Consider the following 25,608-nt stretch of genomic DNA (forward strand, 5'->3'; position numbering starts at 1 on the left):
GCTATGAAATTTACCGTTGAACGTGAACATTTATTAAAACCGCTACAGCAGGTAAGTGGCCCCCTCGGAGGCCGCCCGACCCTGCCTATCCTGGGCAACCTGCTGCTGCAGGTGGCTGAAGGTGCACTCTCTTTAACCGGTACCGATCTGGAAATGGAGATGGTGGCGCGCGTGGCGCTGGTACAGCCTCATGAACCTGGGGCAACGACCGTACCGGCACGTAAATTCTTCGATATCTGCCGTGGCCTGCCGGAAGGGGCTGAAATTGCGGTACAGCTGGAGGGCGACCGCATGCTGGTGCGCTCCGGGCGTAGCCGCTTTTCGCTTTCCACGCTGCCGGCGGCGGACTTCCCTAACCTGGACGACTGGCAGAGCGAGGTAGAATTTACCCTGCCGCAGGCGACCATGAAGCGCCTGATAGAAGCCACGCAGTTCTCGATGGCGCATCAGGACGTTCGCTATTACCTGAACGGCATGCTGTTCGAAACCGAAGGTGAAGACCTGCGCACCGTCGCAACGGACGGCCACCGCCTGGCGGTCTGTTCGATGCCGGTTGGGCAGCCTTTGCCAAATCATTCGGTCATCGTGCCGCGTAAAGGCGTGATTGAGCTGATGCGTATGCTCGACGGCGGCGAAACCCCGCTGCGCGTGCAGATCGGCAGCAATAACATTCGCGCTCACGTCGGTGACTTCATCTTTACTTCTAAGCTGGTGGATGGCCGCTTCCCGGACTATCGTCGCGTGCTGCCGAAGAACCCGGATAAACACCTCGATGCAGGCTGTGACCTGCTGAAACAGGCGTTTGCCCGGGCGGCTATCCTGTCGAACGAGAAATTCCGTGGCGTGCGCCTGTTCGTCAGCGCAAACCAGCTGAAAATCACGGCAAACAACCCGGAGCAGGAAGAAGCAGAAGAAATTCTGGACGTTTCCTACGACGGTACCGAGATGGAAATCGGCTTCAACGTCAGCTATGTGCTGGACGTGCTGAACGCCCTGAAGTGTGAGAACGTCCGCATCCTGCTGACGGACTCCGTTTCCAGCGTGCAGATTGAAGACGCGGCCAGCCAGGCGGCGGCCTATGTTGTTATGCCAATGAGACTGTAGATGTCACTTACGCGTTTGCTGATTAAAGACTTTCGCAACATCGAAAACGCGGATCTCGCTCTTTCTCCTGGCTTTAATTTTCTGGTCGGTGCTAACGGCAGCGGCAAAACCAGCGTGCTTGAGGCGATTTACACCCTCGGGCACGGCCGCGCTTTTCGCAGCCTGAAAATTGAACGCGTGATCCGCCATGAGCAGAACGCTTTTGTTTTGCACGGGCGGCTGCAGGACGGTGAAAGGGAAACCTCAATCGGCCTGTCCAAAGACCGCACCGGCGACAGCAAAGTGCGCATTGACGGCAGCGACGGCCACAAAATCGCCGACCTGGCGATGATGATGCCGATGCAGCTGATTACCCCGGAGGGGTTTACTTTGCTCGGCGGCGGCCCCAAATACCGTAGAGCTTTCCTTGATTGGGGCTGTTTTCACAACGAACCAGGCTTTTTTGTTGCCTGGAGTAACCTCAAACGCCTGCTGAAGCAACGCAACGCCGCGTTGCGCCAGGTGACACGCTACGCACAGCTGCGCCCGTGGGATCAGGAACTGATTCCGCTGGCCGAGCAGATCAGCCGCTGGCGCGCCGATTATAGCGCCGCCATTGCGGAAGATATGGCCGATACCTGTGCGCAATTTCTGCCGGAATTCGCTCTGAGCTTTTCCTTCCAGCGCGGCTGGGAGAAAGAGAGCGACTACAGCGAAGTGCTGGAGCGTAATTTCGAACGCGACCGGATGCTGACCTATACCGCACACGGCCCTCATAAAGCGGATTTTCGTATTCGCGCCGACGGTGCGCCGGTAGAAGATACGCTCTCGCGCGGGCAGCTTAAATTACTGATGTGCGCCTTACGACTGGCGCAGGGTGAGTTTCTCACCCGGCAGAACGGGCGGCGTTGCCTGTATCTGATAGATGATTTTGCCTCTGAACTGGATGATGCCAGGCGCGGCCTGTTGGCCAGCCGGTTAAAGGCCACGGAATCACAGGTTTTTGTTAGCGCGATCAGCGCCGAACATGTGATGGATATGGCGGACAAAAATTCAAAGATGTTCGCCGTGGATCAGGGTAAAATAGCGGATTAACCCAAGATTAAATGAGCGAGAAACGTTGATGTCGAATTCTTATGACTCCTCCAGTATCAAAGTCCTTAAGGGGCTGGATGCGGTACGTAAACGCCCGGGCATGTATATCGGCGATACGGATGACGGCACCGGTCTGCACCACATGGTATTTGAGGTCGTGGATAACGCTATCGACGAAGCGCTCGCGGGCCACTGTAAAGACATCGTGGTCACTATCCACGCGGATAACTCCGTTTCGGTAACCGATGACGGCCGTGGTATTCCAACCGGCATTCACCCGGAAGAGGGCGTCTCGGCTGCGGAAGTTATCATGACCGTACTGCACGCCGGCGGTAAATTCGACGATAACTCCTATAAAGTTTCTGGCGGCCTGCACGGCGTAGGCGTTTCCGTTGTTAACGCCCTGTCACAGAAGCTGGAACTGTTGATTCGCCGCGAAGGCAAAACTCATCAGCAAACCTACGTGCACGGCGTGCCGCAGGCTCCGCTGGCGGTCACCGGCGAAACCGAACTGACCGGCACCCAGGTGCGTTTCTGGCCGAGCCATGAAACCTTCACCAACGTGGTGGAATTTGAGTACGACATCCTGGCTAAGCGCCTGCGTGAGCTTTCGTTCCTGAACTCCGGCGTGTCTATTCGCCTGAACGACAAGCGCGACGGTAAGCAGGATCACTTCCACTACGAAGGCGGCATCAAGGCGTTTGTTGAGTACCTCAACAAGAACAAAACGCCTATTCACCCGAACGTGTTCTATTTCAGCACTGAAAAAGACGGTATCGGCGTAGAAGTGGCGCTGCAGTGGAACGACGGTTTCCAGGAAAACATCTACTGCTTCACCAACAACATTCCTCAGCGCGACGGCGGGACTCACCTTGCGGGCTTCCGTGCGGCGATGACCCGTACCCTGAACGCCTACATGGACAAAGAAGGCTACAGCAAAAAAGCCAAAGTCAGCGCCACCGGTGACGATGCGCGTGAAGGCCTGATTGCCGTGGTTTCCGTGAAGGTGCCGGATCCGAAGTTCTCTTCCCAGACCAAAGACAAACTGGTTTCTTCGGAAGTGAAATCCGCGGTTGAGCAGCAGATGAACGAACTGCTGGCCGAATACCTGCTTGAACATCCTGGCGATGCGAAAATCGTTGTCGGCAAAATTATCGACGCTGCTCGTGCTCGTGAAGCTGCTCGTCGCGCACGTGAAATGACCCGCCGTAAAGGCGCGCTTGATCTTGCTGGCCTGCCGGGCAAGCTGGCGGACTGCCAGGAACGCGACCCGGCGCTGTCTGAACTGTACCTTGTGGAAGGGGACTCTGCGGGCGGCTCTGCAAAACAGGGGCGTAACCGTAAGAACCAGGCGATCCTGCCGCTGAAAGGGAAAATCCTGAACGTTGAGAAGGCGCGCTTCGACAAGATGCTCTCCTCTCAGGAAGTAGCGACGCTTATCACCGCCCTGGGCTGCGGCATCGGCCGTGACGAATACAACCCGGACAAGCTGCGCTATCACCACATCATCATCATGACCGATGCCGACGTGGATGGTTCGCACATCCGCACCCTGCTGCTGACCTTCTTCTACCGTCAGATGCCGGAAATCGTTGAGCGCGGCCACATCTACATTGCGCAGCCGCCGCTGTACAAAGTGAAGAAAGGCAAGCAGGAGCAGTACATCAAAGACGATGAGGCGATGGATCAGTATCAGATCTCCATCGCGCTTGACGGCGCAACCCTGCACACCAACGCAAGTGCACCTGCTCTGGCCGGTGAGCCGCTTGAGAAGCTGGTGGCCGAGTACAACACCGCGCAGAAAATGATTGGCCGCATGGAGCGTCGTTATCCGCGCAACCTGCTGAACAACCTGGTTTATCACCCAACGTTGCAGGCGGCTGACCTGATCGATGAAGCGAAAGTGACGCAGTGGATTTCTGCGCTGACTACCACGCTGAACGAGAAAGAGGAGCACGGCAGCACCTGGAAATACGCTATCCACCGCAACAGCGAGCTGAACGTGTTTGAGCCGATTGTGCGCGTGCGTACTCACGGCGTGGACACCGACTACGTGCTGGAAAAAGAGTTTGTTGAAGGGGGCGAATACGGCCGTCTTTGTGCGCTCGGTGAGAAGCTGCGTGGCCTGATCGAAGAAGATGCGTTTATCGAACGTGGCGAACGTCGTCAGCCGGTAACCAGCTTCGAGCAGGCGCTGGAATGGCTGCAGAAAGAGTCCCGTCGTGGCCTGGCTATCCAGCGTTATAAAGGTCTGGGCGAGATGAACCCGGAGCAGCTGTGGGAAACCACCATGGATCCGGACAGCCGCCGCATGCTGCGCGTTACCGTTAAAGACGCGATTGCTGCAGACCAGCTGTTCACCACCCTGATGGGCGATGCGGTAGAACCACGCCGTGCGTTTATCGAAGAGAACGCCCTGAAGGCTGCGAACATCGATATCTAATATTGAACGTCAGCGATTAAGAAGGCCGTGCTTTTAGCACGGCTTTTTTTATGGGCGCTATACTTTGCGTTGTCGAATTTCTACATCACAGAGGGAAACACCATGGGGCTTTTTGATCAGGTTGCGGGCTCGCTGTTAAACGGCGACGCCGGTAAATATCAGGCCATTCTAAGCTGGGTAGAACAGCAGGGCGGTATTCAGGCGCTGTTGGATAAGCTGCGCCAGGGGGGCTTAAGCGAAATCGTCTCCTCGTGGCTGAGCAGCAACGGGACAAATCAGTCGCTGAGCGGCGACCAGATAACCCAGGCGCTGGGTTCACCGTCCGTTGCGGCGCTGGGGGAAAAACTGGGCGTGGATGCCGGCTCGGCTTCCGCTTTACTGGCGGAATACCTGCCGAAGGTGATCGACGCGCTGTCGCCAAACGGCGAAGTCACGCCGGAAGCCCATAATGACCTGCTCAGTACGGGTGTTAACTTACTGAAAGGTAAGCTTTTTAGCTGACCTTTTTGTTGGCCCCGGCTTTATGTCCGGGGCTTTTAAAAGAGGAGTTTGCCCGCCGCCTCTGATCCCCCTTTTCCCCGGAGTTTGCTGCTGTTTTTTGAGCGGAATCGCGTTAGCATGAGGTAAATCCATTACCTCTGAAGATCCCATGGCCATAAAACTGATTGCAATTGATATGGATGGCACGCTGCTGCTGCCAGACCACACCATCTCCCCGGCGGTAAAACAGGCCGTTGCGGCGGCACGTGAACGCGGCGTGAATGTCGTTATCTGTACCGGTCGTCCGTTTGCTGGCGTTGAAAGCTATCTGCGCGAGCTGCATATGGATAAGCCCGGCGACTACTGCATCACCTACAACGGCGCGCTGGTGCAGAAAGCCAGCGACGGCAGCACGGTTGCCCAGACGGCGCTGAGCTATGACGACTATCGTTACCTGGAAAATCTGTCCCGCGAAGTCGGCTCGCACTTCCACGCGCTTGATCGCCACACGCTGTATACCGCAAACCGCGATATCAGCTATTACACGGTGCATGAATCCTTTATCGCCAGCATTCCTCTGATGTTCTGCGAAGCGGAAAACATGGATAAAAACGGCGAGTTCCTGAAGGTCATGATGATTGATGAGCCGGCCATCCTCGACAAGGCCATCGCCAAAATTCCTGCTGAAGTTTTTGAACGCTACACGCTGCTGAAAAGCTCGCCTTACTTCCTGGAAATTCTCGATAAGCGCGTCAACAAAGGCACCGGCGTGAAGTCACTGGCCGAGAAGCTGGGCATTAAGCCTGAAGAAGTGATGACCATCGGCGATCAGGAAAACGACATCGCGATGCTGGAATATGCGGGCATGGGCGTGGCGATGGACAACGCTATCGACAAAGTAAAAGCCGTCAGCAACTTTGTCACCAAATCCAACCTGGAGGACGGCGTTGCCTACGCTATCGAGAAGTTTGTGCTGAATTAAGCCCTTCTTCTCTCTCCTGCTGCCCTGGCTCTGCCGGGGTTTTTTTTATCCTTTCATTCAGCAATTGCCTATTATGTGATCCACATTGTAGTACAACGACAATATATTGTACTACATTGAACGCATTGAAACGGCACCTGGTCTCACATTTGTACTTCAAAAATGCGGTGAAATTCAGCGGGAGCGGTAAAGTAGCGGGTAAGACTTTGTTCACAAGGAACCCGTTATGACCCTCAATAAAACCGACCGCATCATCGTCACGCTGGGGCAGCAAATCGTTAGCGGAAAATACGCGCCGGGTGCAGCGTTGCCGGCAGAAGCCGATTTGTGCGAAGAGTTTGAAACTTCGCGCAACATCATTCGGGAAGTGTTTCGCTCGCTGATGGCGAAGCGGCTGATTGAAATGAAGCGCTACCGCGGCGCGTTCGTTCAGCCCCGAAACCAGTGGAACTACCTCGATACCGAGGTGCTGCAATGGGTGCTGGCGAATGATTACGACCCACGCCTGATAGCCGCGATGAGCGAAGTGCGAAATCTGGTTGAACCCGCCATTGCCCGCTGGGCGGCGGAGCGCGCTACGTCGAATGACCTGGCCCGGATAGAAAGCGCCCTGAACGACATGGTGGCGAATAATCAGCACCGCGACGCGTTTAATGAGGCGGATATTCGCTATCACGAAGCGGTGCTGGAGTCTGTGCATAACCCGGTGCTGCAGCAGCTGAGCATTGCTATCAGCTCCCTGCAGCGGGCCGTTTTTGAACGCACCTGGATGGGCGATGAGGCCAATATGCCGAAAACCCTCCAGGAGCATAAAGCGCTGTATGACGCTATCCGTCATCAGGACAGCGCGGCAGCGGAGCAGGCGGCGCTCACCATGATCGCCAGCTCCACCAAACGACTGAAGGACATTACATGACATCTCGCTACATCGCCATTGACTGGGGATCGACCAACCTTCGCGCCTGGCTCTACCAGGACGGAGCGTGCATCGACAGCCGCAAAAGTACTTCAGGCGTGACGCGCCTGGGCGGCAGGTCCCCGGAGGCGGTGTTTAGCGAGGTGGTTGCAGGCTGGCGAGAGACGCCCACGCCGGTGTTGATGGCAGGGATGGTGGGCAGCAACGCGGGCTGGAAAATTGCCCCATATCTGCCGTGCCCTGCTCGTTTTGCCACTTTCAGTGAACAGATGACGGCGGTAGCCGAACAGGCGTGGATCATTCCTGGCCTGTGCGTGCAACGCGATGACAATCAAAATGTGATGCGCGGCGAAGAGACCCAGCTGCTGGGTGCCCGCTCACTGCATCCTGCTCCGCTTTATATTATGCCCGGCACCCACTGCAAATGGGTGCAGACCGATGAACAGGCGGTGCTCGATTTCCGCACCGTATTGACCGGCGAACTGCACCATCTGCTGCTTCAGCACTCCCTGATTGGCACCGGCCTGCCAGAACAACAGGCCAGCCCCGAGGCGTTCAACGCCGGGCTTGAGCACGGGGTTCACGGCGGCGACCTGCTGCCGCAGCTGTTTGAAGTACGCGCCGCTCACGTGCTGGGCAAGCTACCGCGAGAGCAGGTTAGCGATTTCCTTTCCGGGCTGCTGATTGGCAGCGAAGCCGCAACGATGACGCGCCGCTTCGCCTGTTCAACCGGGCAGCCCGTCACTATTGTCGCCAATCCTGCGCTCAGCGCCCGCTACCAGGCGGCCTTATCCCTGCTCGGCTTTAGCAGCCAGGTAGTGGATGGCGACAGTGCTTTCCAGGCAGGAATAAGGAGTATTGCAAATGCAGTGGCAAACTAAGCTTCCGCTGATCGCGATTTTACGCGGCATCACCCCGCTGGAGGTTCAGGCGCACGTGAGCGCATTGCTGGACGCCGGTTTTGACGCGGTGGAGATTCCCCTCAACTCCCCCCAGTGGCAGCAAAGCATCGCTTCTATGGTCACGGAGTTCGGCGATAAAGCGCTAATCGGGGCGGGTACGGTGCTCAAGACGGAGCAGGTGGATGAGCTGGCGGCGATGGGCAGCAAGCTCATGGTCACGCCGAACACCCAGCCCGAGGTGATACGCCGCGCCGTAGCAAACGGTATGACGGTTTGTGCCGGCTGTGCGACGGCCTCCGAGGCTTTCTCCGCGCTGGATGCGGGCGCTCAGACGCTGAAAATTTTCCCTTCTTCTGCCTTCGGGCCGGACTACATCAAGGCGCTGAAAGCCGTGCTTCCGCCGGAGGTGCCGGTATTTGCCGTCGGCGGCGTCACGCCGGAAAACCTGCATATCTGGCTGCAGGCTGGCTGCGCCGGCGCCGGGTTGGGCAGTGATTTATACCGCGCCGGGCAGCCGGTAAGCCGCACCAGCGAAAGGGCAAAAGCATTTGTTAAAGCGTATCAAGAGGCCGTGCAATGAAAATTACCAAACTGACGACGTACCGTTTACCGCCGCGCTGGATGTTCCTGAAAATTGAGACTGACGAGGGCGTAGTGGGCTGGGGTGAGCCGGTTATCGAAGGCCGGGCGCGCAGCGTTGAGGCGGCGGTTCATGAGCTAAGTGAATACCTGATTGGCCAGGATCCGGCCCGCATTAACGACCTGTGGCAGGTGATGTATCGCGGCGGGTTCTACCGCGGTGGCCCGATTCTGATGAGCGCTATTGCCGGTATCGATCAGGCGCTGTGGGACATTAAAGGTAAGGTGCTCAACGCGCCGGTGTGGCAGCTGATGGGCGGCCTGGTGCGCGATAAAATTAAAGCCTACAGCTGGGTAGGCGGCGACCGCCCGGCGGAAGTGATCGACGGGATTAAATCCTTACGCAAAATTGGTTTTGATACTTTTAAATTAAACGGCTGCGAGGAAATGGGCATTATTGATAATTCCCGCGCCGTTGACGCCGCAGTAAATACCGTGGCGCAAATTCGCGAAACCTTCGGCAATGAAATTGAGTTTGGCCTTGATTTCCACGGTCGGGTTAGCGCCCCGATGGCAAAAGTATTAATTAAAGAGCTTGAACCGTATCGTCCGCTGTTTATTGAAGAGCCGGTTCTGGCAGAGCAGGCTGAATATTATCCTCGGCTGGCGGCACAAACGCATATACCTATTGCGGCCGGGGAACGCATGTTCTCTCGCTTCGAATTTAAACGTGTATTGGAAGCGGGCGGGATTGCCATTCTGCAGCCCGATCTCTCTCACGCAGGCGGCATCACCGAATGCTACAAAATTGCCGGAATGGCAGAAGCTTATGATGTTTCCCTGGCACCGCATTGCCCGCTGGGGCCAATTGCGCTCGCGGCTTGCCTGCATATCGACTTTGTTTCCCGCAATGCGGTATTCCAGGAGCAAAGCATGGGCATTCACTATAACAAAGGCGCCGAGCTGCTCGACTTTGTTAAGAATAAAGATGATTTCAAAATGGACGGCGGTTACTTCCTGCCGTTGATGAAGCCGGGTCTGGGCGTTGAAATTGACGAAGAGCAGGTGATTGCCCGCAGTAAAAATGTCACCGACTGGCGAAATCCTTTATGGCGTCACGCCGATGGTTCAGTGGCTGAATGGTAAATAAATAACGCCTGAAGTCTGCAGTAAAAAATAAAACATTATAAACACCCTCTGTATAACAGGGCATGGTGAGTAGCATCGCCATGCCATATTCTGGAGACGAAATATCATGGATATTTCTGCAACTGCGGTGAAACCTACGCGCCGCCGTTATTTAACGCTGGTGATGATCTTTATTACGGTAGTGATTTGCTACGTTGACCGCGCCAACCTCGCGGTCGCGTCGGCCCATATTCAGGCCGAGTTCGGTATCACCAAAACGGAAATGGGCTATATCTTCTCGGCCTTTGCCTGGCTTTATACCCTGTGCCAGATCCCGGGCGGCTGGTTCCTCGACCGCGTGGGCTCTCGCCTGACCTACTTTATTGCTATTTTCGGCTGGTCCGTCGCCACGCTGTTTCAGGGGTTCGCCACCGGGCTTATGTCTCTGATTGGCCTGCGCGCCATCACCGGTATCTTTGAGGCACCGGCGTTCCCGACCAATAACCGCATGGTGACGAGCTGGTTCCCGGAACACGAGCGTGCTTCTGCGGTAGGGTTTTACACCTCCGGGCAGTTTGTTGGCCTGGCGTTTTTAACGCCGCTGCTGATCTGGATTCAGGAGCTTTTAAGCTGGCATTGGGTATTTATCGTGACCGGCGGGATCGGCATTATTTGGTCGCTGATTTGGTTCAAGGTTTATCAGCCGCCGCGTAAAAGTAAAGGCATTAACACCGCCGAGCTGGACTACATTCGTGAAGGCGGGGGCCTGGTGGACGGCGATGCACCGGCCGAAAAGAAAACGCGTAAGCCGCTCAGCGCCGCCGACTGGAAACTGGTGTTCCACCGTAAGCTAGTGGGCGTTTACCTCGGGCAATTTGCCGTCACGTCTACCCTTTGGTTCTTCCTGACCTGGTTCCCGAACTACCTGACGCAGGAAAAAGGCATTACCGCGCTGAAGGCCGGATTTATGACCACTGTGCCGTTCCTGGCGGCGTTCTTCGGGGTGTTGCTCTCCGGATGGGTAGCGGATCGCCTGGTGCGCAAAGGTTACTCGCTGGGCATCGCACGTAAAGCGCCCATCATCTGCGGGCTGCTGATTTCCACCTGCATTATGGGCGCCAACTACACCAACGATCCGGTGTGGATCATGACGCTGATGGCGATAGCCTTCTTCGGCAACGGCTTTGCGTCCATCACCTGGTCGCTGGTGTCTTCCCTGGCGCCGATGCGCCTGATTGGCCTGACGGGTGGCGTGTTTAACTTTGTCGGCGGCCTCGGCGGGATCACCGTGCCGCTGGTGATTGGCTATCTCGCGCAAAGCTACGGCTTCGCTCCGGCGCTGGTGTATATCTCCGTGGTTGCGCTGCTGGGTGCGCTTTCTTACATCCTGCTGGTGGGGAAAGTGGAAAGGGTCGGTTAATGAGAGAAAGGGGAGCGCCGGGTGCGCTCCCTTTTGTTATTTCACTGAGGGTAACTGATTAGTGACGCAGTGAATGCCCCCGCCTCCGGCGGCAATCGCGTCGATGTTCAGCTGCACGACCTCCCGGCCAGGGTAAAGCGTCGACAGCAGGCGAAACGCCGCCTCATCCGTTTCTTCATCGCCAAACTCCGGGGCGATAATTGCGCCGTTGATCACGAAGTAGTTGATGTACCCGGCGGCAAAATCCGGGTTCTCTTCGCTGAAGCGGCTTTCACGCGGCTCCTGCGGCGGCGTGACGCTGTGAACCTGTAGCCTGCGGCCATCGGCGTCGGTTGCCTGCCTGAGGATCTCCAGATGTGCCTGGGTCACCTTGTGGTCCCAGGAATCCGGGTCGGGATCCAGGTTGGCGATCACCACGCCTGGCTCAACAAAACGGGCGTAAAAATCGACGTGGGCGTCGGTGATATCTTTCCCTTTAATCCCCGGCAGCCAGATGATCTTTCTCAGGCCGAGCTGCGTTTTCAGCTCCTGCTCGACCCGATCGCGGCTCCAGCCCGGATTGCGGTTGCCGTTGACCCAGCTGCTTTCGGTCATGATGCCGGTCCCGTGTCCGTCCACCTCAATCCCACCGCCTTCGCCCACCAGGGCGCTGCGGATAAACGGCGTCGCACCGTATTTTTCTGCCATAAACGCCGCCAGCAAAGTGTCCTTGCTGTGCCGCTGTTTATTGCCCCAGCCGTTGAAGTTGAAGCCCACCGCGCCGAGCTTTCCTTCTGGCGAAGTGACAAAGCACGCGCCGGTATCCCGCATCCAGATGTCGTCCAGCCCGGTCACCACGTAGGTCACGTTGTGGCTGCCGCATTTTTCCTCCGCCAGCTCGCGTTCGTGTTCGCGGCAAAAAACTGTCAGCGGCTGGTAACCGGCGATAGCGTGCGCGATGCGGCCCAGGGCATCCTGCACGCCGGGGGTAAAATCTTTCCAGATGGCTCGCTGAGCGCCAAACGCGATAAACGCCCGCTGCTGCTGTTCCCCTTCGTCCGGCATGCGCCAGCCAGCGTTCGCCGCCGCGAAGGCGGATAACGGCAGCCCCAGAGAGCCCGCCATGCCCATCCCGGCCAGCACGGAGGCACATTTAATAAATTCACGACGTGTTGACATACCGGACTCCCGTATAGCTGTTTTAACGTAAGAAATTCTGCTCAGTGTTGCAGGTAGATATTTCACCACTGGCTGAATTCGGCTTCCAACGATATATTTAGCGGACATCTGATTAGCCTGGCTTATCGAAATGTTAAAACACTGGCCACCGTTAAATGCCCTGCGCGGGTTTGAAGCCGCCGCGCGCCTGGGAAGCTTTCACCAGGCTGCGTCTGAACTGCATCTCACCCAGTCGGCCATCAGCCAGCAGATCCGCAGCCTGGAGGCTTATCTGGAACAGCCGCTGTTCTTTCGCAGCGGGCGCAGCGTCAGCCTGACGGACGCCGGGCAGGATCTCTACAGCACCGCGCAGGTTATGCTGCAACAGCTGGCCGTGGGTATCCGCCGCCTCGATCAGTACCGCAAGCCGAACCAGCTTATCGTGAACACTACGCCAGCCTTCGCCAGGCACTGGCTGCTGCCCAATCTGGCGGACTTTAACCGCCAGCACCCGGAAACGGATTTGTGGCTGTTTACCAGCTTTGACCCGCCGGATATGGCCGGCGAAACTATCGACGTGGCTATCCGGGACGACGTCAGCCAGCAGGCGGAATGTATTTTCGAGGTGTTGTACAAGGATAGACTTTATCCGGCCTGTCACCCCAATGTGCTGAAGGTGCCGGAAGAGCTGCGGACAACGCTTCACGGCGAGCGTGAGATGAGCTGGGAGCACTGGAGCGTGGCCGGAGGTGCGGACGTCGGCCAGCAAAGTCAGGGGCTGAACTTCTCTGACCCAGGATTGTTGCTGGATGCGGCCGCAGACGGGCTGGGTATCGCGCTTGTTAGCCAGCTGCTGGCGGAAAGAAAAAGGGCAAACGAGCAGCTCATCCCGCTGGTGGAGCAAACCGTGCGCGGCGCAGACTGGGCGTGGCTTATCCATCGTGACAGCGAAAATGACCCGCTAACCCGCCAGTTTTGCACGTGGCTGCGGGGCAAAGTGGAAAGGCCGGACTAATTCTTTTACCCTGAAGCGTACTCAGCGCTTCAGGGCAAAACCGTGATAAAACAACTCACCTTCGCACCGCGTCATCATCAGCTTACCAACGTTAACACCTGGACGCCGGACAGCCAGTGGCTGGCCTTCGACGTGCGGCCATCGGGCGCCTCTTTTACCGGTGCAACCATCGAGCGAGTCAATATCCTGAACGGCGATGTCGAAGTGGTCTATCGCGCGCCTGAAGGGGCCCACGTTGGCGTGGTGACCGTGAATCCGCAACAGCCGGAGCGTTACGTCTTTATCCACGGCCCGGAAAACCCGGATGCCGACTGGCATTATGACTTCCATCACCGCCGTGGCGTGGTTGTGAACAAGGGCGAGGCCAGCAATCTTGATGCGATGGACATTACCTCGCCTTATACCCCTGGCGCACTGCGCGGCGGCAGCCACGTTCACGTCTGGAGCCCGGACGGCAGCCGCCTGAGCTTTACCTACAACGACCACGTGATGCACGAGCTTGATGAGCGTTTAGATCTGCGCAACGTCGGCATTGCGTTGCCTTTTGGGCCCGTAACGCCACCCAGGCAGCACCCGCGTGAATATGACGGCAGCCATTATTGCGTGCTGGTGAGTCGCACAACGCCGCAGCCGCAGCCCGGCAGCGATGAGATTAACCGCGCCTACGAAGAAGGCTGGGTCGGTGAGCATGGTTATCGCAAGCCAGACGGCAGCCTCCAGCGCTGGGCGCTGGCGTTTATCGGCGATACCCGGTCCGCAAGCGGCGAAAAAGTGCCTGAGCTGTTTATCGTGGATCTACCTGATGAAGCGCAGGCTTATCAGCTCGCCGGAAGCGAACCGCTGTGCGGCACTGAAAGCACGCTGCCGGCGCCGCCAAAAGGCGTGATGCAGCGCAGGCTGACCTTTACCCACGAGCGCCGCTATCCGGGCCTGGTGAATCAGCCTCGTCATTGGGTGCGCAGCAGCCCGGACGGCAGCCAGCTTGCCTTCCTGATGCGGGACGACAGCGGCGTGGTACAGCTCTGGACGCTTTCCCCGAACGGCGGCGAGCCACGGCAGGTCACCCACGGCGAACACGGCGTGCAGTCGGCCTTTAACTGGCATCCTTCAGGGAAGGTTCTGGGGTTTGTGCAGCAGGGACGCGTGGTACTGTGTGACGCGCAAAGCGGAGCGATTACGACATTAGGTGCAGCGGAAGGGGAAGCGCCTTCCGGCGATGCTATCGTCTTTTCTCCGGACGGCAAGCAGGTCGCCTGGATGCAGGAGATCGACGGTTTCCGCCAGCTATGGAGCGCGGAAACCGGGCTTTAAGCCGCTTAATGAGGAAGTTCTGCCGGTGGGATAACGGAATTAGTGGCCAGATTCTGTTTCTCGCTGGCTTCAACACGCGATCTCACCGAGTTATCCTTCCGGAACATATCCCACGGCAACAGCACCGTATCCAGCACGGCGGTAAACGGCAGATCCAGCGCAACCAGGGGCTTGATGGCCCAGCTTGTTTCGTCGTCGCCAAGCGTTGCCGCGCTTGCACGGGTGCCCGGATAGACACCTTCTTTGCCCCCGCTGTGCGACATCATACTGGAGCAGCCTGTGAGTAAGAACAGCCCGCTGCTAAGCACCAGAGTTGAAAACCAGTTTCTCATTATCATTTTGCTGTCATCTTCAATGGCTGGCGGAGTACCAGCACCTGCGGAGTTATAACACCCGCCAGTGGTTTAAAAATGCCCGTCGTTCCGCTCTGCGGCGGCTATCGCATATTTTTAACCTTTTATGCTGTTTGCCAGTCTATGTAAGGAAATCGCCAGACGCAAAAAATTTGCCGTAAGACGCCTTGAAAAATTTTAAGCGGGCCACATTTTAGTAAGGTAACCAAAACGAGTACGCCGATTGGGTGCTCAGGTTCATGGCCTGTCCAAAGGGAAGGCTTTTACATCTTACTCGCTGATTTCAGGAGCTATTTGATATGCGTAACTTCGATCTTTCTCCGCTCTACCGTTCCGCCATCGGTTTTGACCGCCTGTTTAACCTGCTGGAAAGCAACCAGAGCCAAAGCAACGGCGGCTACCCTCCGTACAACGTTGAATTAGTGGATGAAAACCACTATCGCATTGCTATTGCCGTCGCCGGTTTCGCCGAAAGCGAACTGGATATCACCGCCCAGGACAATCTGCTGATTGTTAAAGGCGCGCACGCAGACGAGCAGCAAGAGCGTACCTATCTCTATCAGGGTATTGCTGAGCGTAACTTCGAACGCAAATTCCAGCTTGCAGAAAACATCCACGTACGTGGTGCAAGCCTGGTTAACGGCCTGCTGTACATCGAGCTGGAGCGTGAAATTCCAGAATCGATGAAGCCTCGCCGCATCGAAATTAACTAATTTTATCGGGTCGCACATCGCGGCCCGTCATCAGCTGGCTTGCCGTCAGGGAGCCAATCATGCCCGTTCGCATGCGGGCAGGGTAATTTCTTGCTTCAAAGAAGGAGAAAACACTATGCGTAACTACGATTTATCCCCACTGCTGCGTCAATGGATCGGTTTTGACAAGTTAGCGAACGCGCTCCAGTCCAGCAGCGAAAGCCAGAGCTTCCCGCCGTATAACATCGAAAAGAGCGACGATAACCATTATCGCATCACATTGGCGCTGGCCGGTTTCCGCCAGGAAGATCTCGATATCGAGCTGGAAGGCACCCGCCTGAGCGTGAAGGGCACCCCGGTTAAACCGGAAAAAGAGGTCAACTGGCTGCATCAGGGCCTGGTGACTCAGCCGTTTAGCCTGAGCTTCACCCTGGCCGAGCATATGCAGGTTTCAGGGGCAACGTTCACCAACGGCCTGCTGCATATTGACCTGGTACGCGAAATCCCAGAAGAAATTGCTCCGCAGCGGATCGCCATTAGCGAACGCCCCGCGCTTAATAGCTAATTAAGATTCTTTTATTAAGTATTAAGGCCCCTGAAAATGGGGCCTTAATTTTGATGACAAACAGCCGAAAAACGTGGTTTTCGGCTGTTTGGGGCAAACCAGAGAAAAGTATTCATTGTTTTTATTCGATCGGTGTTCAGCCTTTCAACGTACAGTGAATTTTGCCAGCAAACCTGAGGCCCCTGAAATGGGGCCTTTTTTGTGCTCCCCACCCCATTAACCTGCCCGAAGCTCTGCCAGAATCCCTGGTAACAATAATGTTATTCACAGGGATTATAGTATGAGTGGAATAGCGTTAACCGTCAGCATGCTGGCGTTGGTCGCCGTAGTGGGCCTGTGGATCGGCAATATCAAGATCCGTGGCGTAGGGTTCGGTATCGGAGGCGTGCTGTTTGGCGGGATTATTGTCGGCCACTTTGTTAATCAGGCCGGGATTGGCCTGAACGGTGACATGCTGCACTTTATTCAGGAATTTGGGCTGATCCTGTTTGTCTATACCATCGGTATTCAGGTTGGGCCCGGCTTCTTCTCTTCGCTCCGCGTCTCCGGCCTGCGGCTTAACCTGTTCGCTATTCTGATCGTCGTGCTGGGTGCGCTGGTCACCGCCGTGGTCTATAAGCTGTTTGATGTTCCGCTGCCGGTGGTGCTGGGGATCTTCTCCGGTGCAGTCACCAATACCCCCGCGCTGGGGGCGGGGCAGCAGATCCTCACCGATCTCGGCACGCCAGCACAATTGGTTGACCACATGGGGATGAGCTACGCGATGGCGTACCCGTTTGGGATTTGCGGCATCCTGATGACCATGTGGCTACTGCGCATAGCATTTCGCGTTAGCGTCGACAAAGAAGCGCAGCAGTTTGAAGCCAGCAGCGGGCAAAATCACGCTCAGCTGCAGACCATCAATATCTGCGTTGCCAACCCCAACCTGAACGGCCTGGCAATTCAGGACATCCCTATTCTTAACAGTGACGAGATAATCTGTTCCCGCCTCAAGCGTGGTGAATTGCTGATGGTGCCTTCACCAGGCGCCCTTGTTGAGACCGGCGACCTGCTGCACCTGGTCGGGGCGGAAAAGGATCTGCACAAAGCGCTGCTGGTGATCGGCACCGAGGTGGAGACTTCGCTTTCAACGCGAGGCACGGATCTGCGGGTTGAACGTGTGGTGGTGACGAATGAGAAGGTTTTAGGCAAGAAGATCCGCGATCTGCATCTAAAACAAAAATACGACGTCGTCATTTCACGACTTAACCGCGCGGGCGTGGAGCTGGTGGCCAGCAGCAATGCCAGCCTGCAGTTTGGCGACATCCTCAACCTCGTGGGCCGCCCTCAATCGATAGATGCGGTGGCCGCAGAAGTCGGTAACGCGCAGCACAAGCTGCAGCAGGTACAAATGCTGCCGGTCTTTATCGGCATCGGGCTTGGCGTACTGCTGGGCTCCATTCCGCTGTTTATCCCCGGTTTCCCGGCCGCGTTGCGCCTTGGGCTGGCTGGTGGACCGCTGATTATGGCGCTGATCCTTGGGCGCATTGGTAGCATCGGCAAGCTGTACTGGTTTATGCCGCCGAGCGCAAACCTGGCGCTGCGTGAGCTGGGCATCGTGCTGTTTCTGGCGGTGGTCGGGCTTAAGTCCGGCGGGGATTTTATCGACACGCTGCTGGCGGGCGACGGCGTAAGCTGGATTGGCTACGGCATTCTGATCACGGCTATTCCGCTGATTACCGTCGGCCTGCTTGCTCGCCTGCTGGCGAAGATGAACTACCTGACGCTGTGCGGCATGCTGGCGGGCTCGATGACCGACCCGCCTGCGCTGGCCTTTGCCAACGGGCTGCATGCATCCAGCGGTGCGGCCGCGCTTTCTTATGCCACGGTTTACCCGCTGGTGATGTTCCTGCGCATTATTACTCCCCAACTGCTGGTGCTGCTGTTTTGGGGTCTATAGCTCACCGCCGCCCGGCTGCTCGGGCGGCACCCTCGTATGATCCCTGCGTAGGTGATAATCCACCTGGTATTCGCTGGCATTTCTGAACATCACCGAATAGTTAAGAAACTCGCCTTTATCGCTGTAGGAGAGCGACGTGATGCGCAGAATAGGCGTCGCCTCCGCGATGTTCAGCAGCCTGGCCGTTTTGGCGTCGGCGAGAACCGGCGTCAGCGTTTCATAGTTGCCGCTAATGATTATCTGGCATTCGTCTTCGATATAGCTGAATTTTGACCCTTCAAGGTGGGCCAGCGACAGGTTACGGAAGAGCTTTACCGGCATGTAGCTGTCTTCCACCATCAGCGGCTTACCGCCGACGGCGCGCACGCGGCGGGAGTAGTAAATTTTCTCGTCTATTTTAATGCGCAGCAGGCTGGCAATCGCCGGTGGCGCTGGCATCACGTTAAACTCCAGCACCTCGCTCAGCACCTCTTTTCCCTGGCTGTGCATCACTTCCACAAACCCCGTCAGATTGGTGGTTTCGTGGTGAACATCTTTTTTAGTGACCCATGTGCCGCTGCCCTGGCGACGTGTAACCAGCCCCCAGCCGATAAGCAGCGCCACCGCTTTGCGGATGGTCATTCTCGAAACGCCAAACTCCTCGGCGAGTTTTTTCTCACCGGGCAGCGGGCTGCCGATGGTGTAGTCGGCGGAGTTAAGCCGCAGTCGCAGTCGGTCGGCAATGGATTTGTAGATCATCTCTGGACATCTCCAGGCTTTATCTCGCCGTTGCATTTCGATCAATTGTCTAGTTTCAAGACTAAAAGTAGACAACTTTGACCAAATAAAAACCATGAATACGATCACGAATCGCTGCGCCTGACGCGGCGGGCGTGCGCCGAGGCTCATATCCTCAGTTTCAGGCCAGATTAAAAAAATAAGGCCGCCTCTTACTTTATGAAGTTGTTACATGAGGATTTAAAAATGCTCAGTCAAATACAACGCTTTGGTGGTGCAATGTTTACCCCGGTTTTGCTTTTCCCCTTTGCCGGGATCGTGGTCGGGCTTGCCATCATGCTGCGCAACCCGCTGTTTGTTGGGGAGGCGCTCACCGCACCTGACACCCTTTTTGCTCAAATTGTTCATATCATCGAAGAAGGCGGCTGGACGGTGTTCCGTAATATGCCGCTGATTTTCGCCGTCGGCCTGCCTATTGGCCTGGCGAAACAGGCCCAGGCGCGAGCTTGCCTTGCGGTGCTGGTTAGTTTCCTGACCTGGAACTATTTCATCAACGCGATGGGGATGACGTGGGGGCATTACTTCGGCGTCGACTTTAGCCTCGAACCTACCGCAGGCAGCGGCCTGACGATGATGGCCGGCATTAAAACGCTGGATACCAGTATCATCGGGGCAATTGTTATCTCAGGCATCGTCACCGCCATTCACAACCGCTATTTTGACAAGCCGCTGCCGGTGTTCCTGGGGATATTCCAGGGCAGCTCGTTCGTGGTTATTGTGGCTTTCCTTGTGATGATCCCCTGCGCCTGGCTGACGCTGCTCGGCTGGCCAAAAGTGCAGCTCGGCATCGAATCGCTGCAGGCATTTTTACGCGGTGCCGGGGCGCTTGGCGTCTGGGTATACACCTTCCTTGAGCGCATCCTGATCCCCACCGGGTTGCACCACTTTGTCTACGGTCCGTTCATCTTCGGCCCGGCGGCGGTTGAAGGCGGCATTCAGGTGTACTGGGCACAGCATCTGCAGGAGTTCAGCCAGAGCACCGCTTCGCTGAAATCCCTGTTCCCGGAAGGCGGCTTTGCCCTGCACGGCAACTCGAAGGTGTTTGGCTCGGTGGGCATCGCGCTGGCGCTTTACTACACCGCTTCACCGCAGAACCGCGTGAAGGTTGCCGGGCTGCTAATCCCCGCGACGCTAACCGCCATGCTGGTCGGCATTACCGAACCGCTGGAATTCACCTTCCTGTTTATCTCCCCGCTGCTGTTCGCTGTGCATGCCTTCCTGGCGGCCTCGATGGCAACGGTGATGTACATGGCGGGCGTGGTAGGCAACATGGGCGGCGGCCTGCTTGACCAGTTCCTGCCGCAAAACTGGATCCCCATGTTCCATAACCACGCGTCGATGGTCTTTACCCAGATAGGCATCGGCATCGCCTTTACCGGCGTCTACTTCGTGGTTTTCCGCGCCTTAATCCTGCGCTTCAACCTGAAAACGCCAGGCCGGGAAGACAGCGAAATCAAACTCTACAGCAAGGCTGATTACCAGGCCGCTCGCCAGCAAACTAGTGCGGCGGTGAGCCAGGACGCAAAACACGGCCAGGCCTATGGCATCCTGCAGGCGCTTGGCGGCGCGGCGAACATCGGCAGCCTCAATAACTGCGCTACTCGCCTGCGTATCACGCTCGCCGATATGGCGCTGACCGAAGCCGACGAAGTGTTTAAAGCCCTTGGCGCCCACGGCGTGGTGCGCAGCGGCAACGGCATTCAGGTGATTGTCGGGCTGCATGTCCCGCAAATTCGCGACCAGATTGAAACCCTTATTAAGCAGCAAGTCTCAGACGAAAATCCATCCATGACGGAGGCAGTATCATGAAAAAATTCTCGGTAGTTGTAGCAGGCGGCGGCAGTACTTTTACCCCAGGCATCGTGCTGATGCTGTTGGCTAACCAGAACCGCTTCCCGCTGCGTGCGCTGAAGTTCTATGATAACGACGGGTCGCGTCAGGAGACCATCGCCGAGGCTTGCAAAATCATCCTGAAAGAGCAGGCGCCGGATATCGACTTCAGCTACACCACCGACCCGCAGGAAGCGTTCAGCGACGTGGATTTTGTGATGGCGCATATTCGCGTGGGCAAATATCCAATGCGCGAAAAAGACGAGAAAATTCCGCTGCGCCACGGCGTGCTCGGGCAGGAAACCTGTGGCCCGGGCGGGATAGCCTACGGCATGCGCTCAATCGGCGGCGTGCTGGAGCTGGTGGATTACATGGAAAAATATTCGCCAAACGCCTGGATGCTCAACTACTCCAACCCGGCGGCTATCGTGGCGGAAGCGACCCGTCGCCTGCGCCCGAATTCAAAAATCCTCAATATCTGCGATATGCCTATCGGCATTGAAAGCCGCATGGCGCAGATTGTGGGCCTGAAGGACCGCAAAGAGATGAAGGTGCGTTACTACGGGCTGAATCACTTTGGCTGGTGGACCCACGTTGAAGATAAAGACGGCAACGATTTGATGCCGAAAATTCGCGAACATGTCGCTAAACATGGTTACGTGCCGCCAACGGACGAGCACGGTACAGAAGCCAGCTGGAACGACACCTTTGCCAAAGCGAAGGATGTCTGGGCGCTCGACCCCGATACGCTGCCGAACACCTACCTGAAATACTATCTCTATCCTGACTACGTGGTGCAGCATTCCAACCCGCAGCGTACCAGGGCGAATGAGGTGATGGATCACCGTGAGAAACACGTATTTGGCTCCTGCAACGCCATTATCAGCGCGGGGAAATCCTCCGCAGGCGAGCTGGAAATTGATGAACACGCCTCCTACATCGTTGACCTTGCGACGGCGATTGCTTTTAACACCCAGGAGCGAATGCTGCTGATTGTGCCGAACAACGGGGCCATCAATAACTTCGACCCGGAAGCGATGGTTGAAATTCCTTGCCTGGTCGGCAAAGACGGGCCGGAACCGCTGGTGGTGGGAAACATCCCTCAGTTCCAGAAAGGATTGATGAGCCAGCAGGTTGCGGTGGAAAAACTGGTGGTGGATGCCTGGGAGCACCGCTCTTACCAGAAACTGTGGCAGGCGATCACCCTGTCGAAAACCGTGCCGAGCGCGTCCGTCGCCAAAGCTATCCTGGACGACCTGGTTGAGGCGAACAAAGAGTACTGGCCTGAATTAAAATAAGTTTTCTTGAGTGATTACGAAGCGCGGCGGAGACGTCGCGCTTTTTTTATGGCGATGCTTTCCAGATAACGCTCTCCAGTCTGGACATTTTTTATGCAAACTTATAAAGTGGTAAGGGTTATTAAGGTTAGGTTGGTTAGGAAGGTTATTTTGGAGGGGCTATGATATCCAGACAAATCGGGCGCATTGAGAAGAAAAAAGACCGGGTGCTGTTTGACAGCGAGAGCGTAAAACTCACGCTAGCAAAAGGTGTTCGCGAGCAAAACAGCAAGCGCGAAGCAGGGCTGACCCTGCAGCTTGCGCTGCGCGGCGGCGTTTCCGGGCTGGAAGGACTGCATACCCAACTCACTCACCTGCTGCAGGCGACCGAAGAGCTACAAGCGCAGCAGCAGGGGCTGGAACTTAATGACGGCTATGAAAAGCTGGTGGAACTCTACGGCGAGAAGCTTTTCGGTGAGGGAGCCCTTGTCGCCCATGAACCATCAGCAAGCTACAGTGCGAACCCGGCAAGACATTACCCTAAGCAAAGCGGTTCGCCCTCACTGGCTCAACAGCGCGGGGTTATCAACCAGGCGCGACTGGTGCAGGCCAGGGAGCGATTAACGGACGAAGGCTGGCTGACCACGCATGAAATCGCCATGCTGGGCGGTTACTCGACAAAGAATGTCTCGGCTCAGCCAACGCGCTGGAAGGCGGCCGGAAAAATTTTCTCAGTGATTAAACACGGCGTTGGGAACGTCTATCCGCGCTATGGCCTTGATGAAAACTACCGTCCTCTGCCGGTGATGAAAGCGATTCTGGACACCTTCGCTGAGCACAAAACGGCCTGGGGGCTGGCCGAATGGTTTGCTACCTCTAACGGCCTGCTTGCAGGAAAAACGCCTGCCGAAATGGTGTCCACTTATCCGGCGAACGTGCTCCAGGCTGCTGAATATGAGGTCAGGAGGCTGCAGGATGGCGCCGAGTGATGAGGCCAAAACGAGAGCCCCTTTTGGTGAGCCTGTGCTGCTTGCCCCTGAACTCCCTGAGCCGGGGGACGCGATCCCGATTTTTAAAGAAACTTTACCGGCGGGAAAGATCCTTTATCGCTGTCATGCTATGACCTGGCCTGGAAACAGTTTTAATCCTGGGCGCGAGCTAACCGGCAACGATTACGGTGCGAGATTCAGCCCCTTTAAAGATTCGCAGGGGCGGCTGGTTCCGAGCCTGTATGCGGCAGACAGCATGGCAGGGGCGCTGGCAGAAACGCTTTTTCACGACCTGATTGGCGGCGAGCGGCGGGGGTTTTTATCCATCAGGCCGTGGCGGCACTGGGGAATGAGTCAACTGGTGCTTAAGCGAGACCTGACGCTGGTGACGCTTAAAACGGCAGACCTCTACCGGATGCGGTTATCAAAGCAGTTATTTCTTTTAAGCGATCGTCTGGTGTACCCGCAAACGCAGCGCTGGGCGTGCGCGATTCATTATCAAAATCCCACGTTTGACGGCATGGTCTGGAAGTCCCGACAGCATGATGACAGCAGTGCTTTCCTTTTTTACGGTGACAGAGCTGGTCCTGAGGATTTGGCGTTTCAGCGTGAAGCCTGCGGGATATTTTCAGCGCCAGAAGTGGTTGAAGAGATTGTGAAGATGGCGGTCAGGCTTGGCATTGTGCTCAGCGACGAGTAGTCCGCTTTGGCAATCCTTCACACTCGGCATCACCATTCATTTTTTATTGCAATCCTCACTCCCCGCAAACGGTAAAAGCATGCTAAATATTAGTTTTCCTTCGCTAAGTAACGTGCCGCCGATGTTAAAGCCGACTCTTATTCTGGTTGCCCTCTCTTTCTGTGCCAGCGCGTTTGCTGCGCAACAGGAAGCCCTGCCGCCCACCTGGACCAGTCAGCTTGGGGTGGGGATGAACGTTGACTGGGCGGTAACGGAGCGAGGCATTCGTGAGTTCGATCCTCTGACGGTGCGTGATTTCCAGCAGCGCGGGTTTGGCCACGTCCGCATTCGTGTTGCGGGGCCGATAACGCATCAAAAGCTGGTGCATCTGCGGCGCATTGTGGATGCCTGCGAGCAGTACCATATCGTGCCGGTGATAAGCTACCGGGCAGCGGAGCTGAAAGCCAAGCCGACCTCGGACAACGCAGAGGATATCGTCGAGTGGTGGACGACCGTGGCGCGGTTCTTTGCTAAAAACGATGATTCGTTGGTGTTCGATATTATCGGGCAGCCGGAGGAAAAACTCAGCACCAATCCTCAACTGCTGAACCAAATTTACGACAAAACCGTGAAGGCGATTCATAAAATCAGTCCGCAGCGGCACATCTTTGTCGCACCCCGCAACCACGCCTCTCCGGAAGCGCTGAGTACGCTTAAAATACCTGAATCCCGCCACGGATTGGTCATGGCTGACTGGCATCTGATGCCGGGCGGCCCGAAAAACTGGAATGGCAAAACCTGGAACGGAAAAAACCAGTGGACCACCGGCACGGATGCTGAAAAAGCCGCGATTCATGCCCGCATTGAAACGGCCGTGCGCTGGCAGCAGAAAACCGGCCATCTTTCCTGGGTGGGTAACTGGTCGCCAGGCAGCAAATTACCGCTCGATCAGCAGGTTGCGATGGCGACGTTTGTCGCCTGTGAGCTGCAAAAAGCGCAGATCCCGTATGCGATCAACGGCGATGAAAAATTCTATGATGGGGAAGAGGGGGCCTGGCGCACGGATATGGTGCCGGTGCTGGACGCCATTCTTAAGCCTCAGTGCCAGTAATTGTCGCTCATGGTGAATTATCTGTTGCTGCCTTTCGGCTAATTATGTATTTTTATGCATATTAACTGCATAAAAACATCATATATCCAGGGGCTTCTATGTTCACTAAAGCGATGAAATCAGTAGTGGTTGGCGGGTGTTTACTCGCGGCGTTGTTCAGCTCTGCACAGGCGCTGGCCCAAACCTACGTTGTGGGTTCCGGCGGCACCTACCGTCCGTTTGAATACGAAAATAGCCAGAAGCAGCTGGAAGGTTTTGATATCGATATCATCAAAGCCGTCGCGAAGGCGGAAGGCTTTGATATCAAGCTGGTTAACACCCCGTGGGAAGGCATTTTCGCCACGCTGAACTCCGGCGACCGCGACATCATCATTTCCGGCATCACCATCACCGACAAGCGTAAAGCGATGGTCGATTTCTCCACCCCGTACTTCCCGGCCGAGCAGTCCATCGTGGTACCGACCGACTCTAAAGTAGACTCCGTTACCGCCCTGAAAGGCAAAAAAGTGGGCGTGGTTAACTCCAGCACCGGCGACATCGTTGTTTCCGACGTCCTGGGTAAAAACAGCACTGATATCAAACGTTTCGATAACACCCCGCTGATGCTGCAGGAGCTGACCGAAGACGGCATCGACGCCGCAGTTGGCGACGTCGGCGTGGTGAAGTACTACATCAAATCCCACCCGGAGAAACCGCTGAAGCTGGTTCCGGACAGCAAGTTTGAACGCCAATACTTCGGCATTGCGGTGGCTAAAGGCAACGCCGAGCTGAAGGGTAAAATCGACGCTGGCCTGAAGAAAATCATCGCCGACGGCACCTACGCTAAAATTTACGCCACCTGGTTTGACAACAACGTTCCAACCCTCCCGGCAGAGTAATTTTCAATCGGGGCCGCTCCGGCCCCA

General features: G+C 56.4%; 23 protein-coding genes and 1 pseudogene. 21 read left to right on the forward strand and 3 right to left on the reverse strand.

The genetic code is table 11. The annotated features are described in order from the left end of the window. Nucleotides 1–3 precede the first annotated feature (3 nt). The 10 genes and pseudogenes from dnaN (at nucleotide 4) to JT31_RS12800 (ending at nucleotide 11,028) form a co-directional block, all read left to right on the forward strand. On the forward strand, nucleotides 4–1,104 hold the full coding sequence (gene dnaN / locus JT31_RS12755; RefSeq protein WP_038477583.1) for a DNA polymerase III subunit beta: 1,101 nt from the start codon (nucleotides 4–6) through the stop codon (nucleotides 1,102–1,104). Beyond that, nucleotides 1,105–2,178 carry a DNA replication/repair protein RecF gene (gene recF / locus JT31_RS12760; RefSeq protein ID WP_038477586.1) on the forward strand — a complete coding sequence of 358 codons (1,074 nt, stop codon included), beginning with the start codon at nucleotides 1,105–1,107 and terminating at the stop codon, nucleotides 2,176–2,178. Nucleotides 2,179–2,206: 28 nt separating this feature from the next. Then, on the forward strand, nucleotides 2,207–4,621 hold the full coding sequence (gene gyrB, locus JT31_RS12765; RefSeq protein ID WP_038477589.1) for a DNA topoisomerase (ATP-hydrolyzing) subunit B: 2,415 nt from the start codon (nucleotides 2,207–2,209) through the stop codon (nucleotides 4,619–4,621). A 102-nt stretch (nucleotides 4,622–4,723) separates the two neighbouring features. Further along, complete coding sequence (locus JT31_RS12770; protein WP_038477592.1) at nucleotides 4,724–5,122, forward strand: YidB family protein; 399 nt, start codon at nucleotides 4,724–4,726, stop codon at nucleotides 5,120–5,122. Nucleotides 5,123–5,270: 148 nt separating this feature from the next. After that, on the forward strand, nucleotides 5,271–6,083 hold the full coding sequence (gene yidA / locus JT31_RS12775) for a sugar-phosphatase (RefSeq protein ID WP_038477595.1): 813 nt from the start codon (nucleotides 5,271–5,273) through the stop codon (nucleotides 6,081–6,083). Nucleotides 6,084–6,309: 226 nt separating this feature from the next. Then, entirely contained in the window at nucleotides 6,310–6,999 is a 690-nt protein-coding gene (gene dgoR, locus JT31_RS12780) for a D-galactonate utilization transcriptional regulator DgoR (protein WP_038477597.1), read from the forward strand. Continuing rightward, a complete protein-coding gene (locus JT31_RS12785) occupies nucleotides 6,996–7,880 on the forward strand; it encodes a 2-dehydro-3-deoxygalactonokinase (protein ID WP_038477600.1) in 885 nt (294 codons plus the stop codon). The genes dgoR and JT31_RS12785 overlap by 4 nt, the downstream gene beginning before the upstream one ends. Next, the gene (locus JT31_RS12790; protein WP_038477603.1) at nucleotides 7,864–8,481 is read left to right on the forward strand and encodes a 2-dehydro-3-deoxy-6-phosphogalactonate aldolase; all 618 of its coding nucleotides are present in this window, start codon (nucleotides 7,864–7,866) and stop codon (nucleotides 8,479–8,481) included. The genes JT31_RS12785 and JT31_RS12790 overlap by 17 nt, the downstream gene beginning before the upstream one ends. Continuing rightward, nucleotides 8,478–9,626 carry a galactonate dehydratase gene (gene dgoD / locus JT31_RS12795; protein ID WP_038477606.1) on the forward strand — a complete coding sequence of 383 codons (1,149 nt, stop codon included), beginning with the start codon at nucleotides 8,478–8,480 and terminating at the stop codon, nucleotides 9,624–9,626. The genes JT31_RS12790 and dgoD overlap by 4 nt, the downstream gene beginning before the upstream one ends. Before the next feature lie 65 nt (nucleotides 9,627–9,691). Further along, nucleotides 9,692–11,028 (forward strand): annotated as a pseudogene (locus JT31_RS12800) (MFS transporter). Nucleotides 11,029–11,064: 36 nt separating this feature from the next. On the opposite strand, the gene JT31_RS12805 reads toward JT31_RS12800, so the two are convergent. Further along, nucleotides 11,065–12,186: an agmatine deiminase family protein gene (locus JT31_RS12805; RefSeq protein ID WP_038477612.1), complete on the reverse strand. Its 1,122-nt coding sequence runs from the start codon at nucleotides 12,184–12,186 to the stop codon at nucleotides 11,065–11,067. A gap of 130 nt (nucleotides 12,187–12,316) precedes the next feature. Between JT31_RS12805 and JT31_RS12810 the strand changes: the two genes are divergently transcribed. After that, the gene (locus tag JT31_RS12810) at nucleotides 12,317–13,180 is read left to right on the forward strand and encodes a LysR substrate-binding domain-containing protein (RefSeq protein ID WP_038477614.1); all 864 of its coding nucleotides are present in this window, start codon (nucleotides 12,317–12,319) and stop codon (nucleotides 13,178–13,180) included. A 45-nt stretch (nucleotides 13,181–13,225) separates the two neighbouring features. Further along, nucleotides 13,226–14,491, forward strand: a complete 1,266-nt coding sequence (locus tag JT31_RS12815; RefSeq protein WP_038483080.1) for a DUF3748 domain-containing protein — start codon at nucleotides 13,226–13,228, stop codon at nucleotides 14,489–14,491. A 5-nt stretch (nucleotides 14,492–14,496) separates the two neighbouring features. On the opposite strand, the gene JT31_RS12820 is transcribed toward JT31_RS12815, so the two are convergent. Beyond that, nucleotides 14,497–14,829, reverse strand: coding sequence for a YceK/YidQ family lipoprotein (locus JT31_RS12820; RefSeq protein WP_081948186.1), 333 nt, complete (start codon nucleotides 14,827–14,829; stop codon nucleotides 14,497–14,499). Between the two features lie 314 nt (nucleotides 14,830–15,143). Here JT31_RS12820 and ibpA point away from each other — a divergent pair, with 314 nt between their 5' ends. From ibpA to JT31_RS12835, 3 genes are all read left to right on the forward strand, one after another. Beyond that, nucleotides 15,144–15,557: a small heat shock chaperone IbpA gene (ibpA, locus tag JT31_RS12825; protein ID WP_038477620.1), complete on the forward strand. Its 414-nt coding sequence runs from the start codon at nucleotides 15,144–15,146 to the stop codon at nucleotides 15,555–15,557. A gap of 115 nt (nucleotides 15,558–15,672) precedes the next feature. After that, a complete protein-coding gene (gene ibpB, locus JT31_RS12830) occupies nucleotides 15,673–16,101 on the forward strand; it encodes a small heat shock chaperone IbpB (protein ID WP_038477623.1) in 429 nt (142 codons plus the stop codon). Between the two features lie 280 nt (nucleotides 16,102–16,381). Next, a complete protein-coding gene (locus JT31_RS12835; RefSeq protein ID WP_038477626.1) occupies nucleotides 16,382–18,040 on the forward strand; it encodes a putative transporter in 1,659 nt (552 codons plus the stop codon). Here the strand turns inward: JT31_RS12835 and JT31_RS12840 are convergent. Further along, nucleotides 18,035–18,778 (reverse strand): GntR family transcriptional regulator, encoded by a 744-nt coding sequence (locus JT31_RS12840; protein ID WP_038477629.1) that lies wholly within the window; start codon nucleotides 18,776–18,778, stop codon nucleotides 18,035–18,037. The genes JT31_RS12835 and JT31_RS12840 overlap by 6 nt on opposite strands. 225 nt (nucleotides 18,779–19,003) lie before the next feature. On the opposite strand from JT31_RS12840, the gene JT31_RS12845 reads away from it, so the two are divergent. The 6 genes from JT31_RS12845 to JT31_RS12870 all read left to right on the forward strand — a co-directional run bounded on the left by JT31_RS12845 (nucleotide 19,004) and on the right by JT31_RS12870 (nucleotide 25,581). Continuing rightward, complete coding sequence (locus tag JT31_RS12845; protein WP_038477632.1) at nucleotides 19,004–20,626, forward strand: alpha-glucoside-specific PTS transporter subunit IIBC; 1,623 nt, start codon at nucleotides 19,004–19,006, stop codon at nucleotides 20,624–20,626. Then, nucleotides 20,623–21,945 (forward strand): 6-phospho-alpha-glucosidase, encoded by a 1,323-nt coding sequence (locus tag JT31_RS12850; RefSeq protein WP_038477635.1) that lies wholly within the window; start codon nucleotides 20,623–20,625, stop codon nucleotides 21,943–21,945. Before JT31_RS12845 ends, JT31_RS12850 begins: the two co-directional genes overlap by 4 nt. Before the next feature lie 161 nt (nucleotides 21,946–22,106). After that, nucleotides 22,107–22,913 carry a hypothetical protein gene (locus JT31_RS23520; RefSeq protein WP_052048996.1) on the forward strand — a complete coding sequence of 269 codons (807 nt, stop codon included), beginning with the start codon at nucleotides 22,107–22,109 and terminating at the stop codon, nucleotides 22,911–22,913. Continuing rightward, complete coding sequence (locus tag JT31_RS12860; protein ID WP_038477637.1) at nucleotides 22,900–23,613, forward strand: RES family NAD+ phosphorylase; 714 nt, start codon at nucleotides 22,900–22,902, stop codon at nucleotides 23,611–23,613. The genes JT31_RS23520 and JT31_RS12860 overlap by 14 nt, the downstream gene beginning before the upstream one ends. A gap of 121 nt (nucleotides 23,614–23,734) precedes the next feature. Continuing rightward, a complete protein-coding gene (locus JT31_RS12865; protein ID WP_038483086.1) occupies nucleotides 23,735–24,703 on the forward strand; it encodes a cellulase family glycosylhydrolase in 969 nt (322 codons plus the stop codon). 113 nt (nucleotides 24,704–24,816) lie between these two features. Beyond that, nucleotides 24,817–25,581 carry a basic amino acid ABC transporter substrate-binding protein gene (locus tag JT31_RS12870; RefSeq protein ID WP_144244101.1) on the forward strand — a complete coding sequence of 255 codons (765 nt, stop codon included), beginning with the start codon at nucleotides 24,817–24,819 and terminating at the stop codon, nucleotides 25,579–25,581. The last annotated feature ends 27 nt before the right edge of the window (nucleotides 25,582–25,608 follow it).

It is taken from the genome of Cedecea neteri, from assembly GCF_000757825.1.
In the GTDB taxonomy this organism is placed as follows: domain Bacteria; phylum Pseudomonadota; class Gammaproteobacteria; order Enterobacterales; family Enterobacteriaceae; genus Cedecea; species Cedecea selenatireducens.